We start from the raw sequence: 326 nt of genomic DNA, 5'->3' as shown, positions 1-326 counted from the left end.
ATGATGAGAAGGAATGGATTATGGAAACGAGTAGCAACGGCAGCGGCCTGTACGGCAGTTGCAGCGATGGGCCTGACGGGCTGTAAGGTGGCCGTATCTGTGGAAATGCAGACAACTGCGGAGACGACGGCGGTTACGGAAGCGGCTGGGGGGACGGAAGTCCCTGAAAAGAAAACCATCGAAAAGTACGGAAAAACGCTCGATAATATCGATCTGGACGGAACACTTCACGGACAGTATGCAGGGCAGACACTTACGGTTCCGGTCATGTCGGGAGATTTTGAAAAGGCGGTCAGTGATGTGGTTCCGTTGTTTGAGGAATTGTC

At 52.8% G+C, this 326-nt stretch carries 1 protein-coding gene; it reads left to right on the top strand.

The genetic code is table 11. The features are described 5' to 3' along the window. Positions 1 to 326, top strand: a 326-nt coding sequence (locus NE473_RS30750) for a hypothetical protein (RefSeq protein ID WP_256265613.1), incomplete at both ends; no start/stop codon positions are given.

The organism is Hungatella sp. SL.1.14 (assembly GCF_024460495.1).
In the GTDB taxonomy this organism is placed as follows: Bacteria; Bacillota; Clostridia; order Lachnospirales; family Lachnospiraceae; genus Hungatella; species Hungatella hathewayi.
Note: the sequence above shows the minus strand (reverse complement) of the source record. Positions and strands in the feature narration are given on the sequence as shown.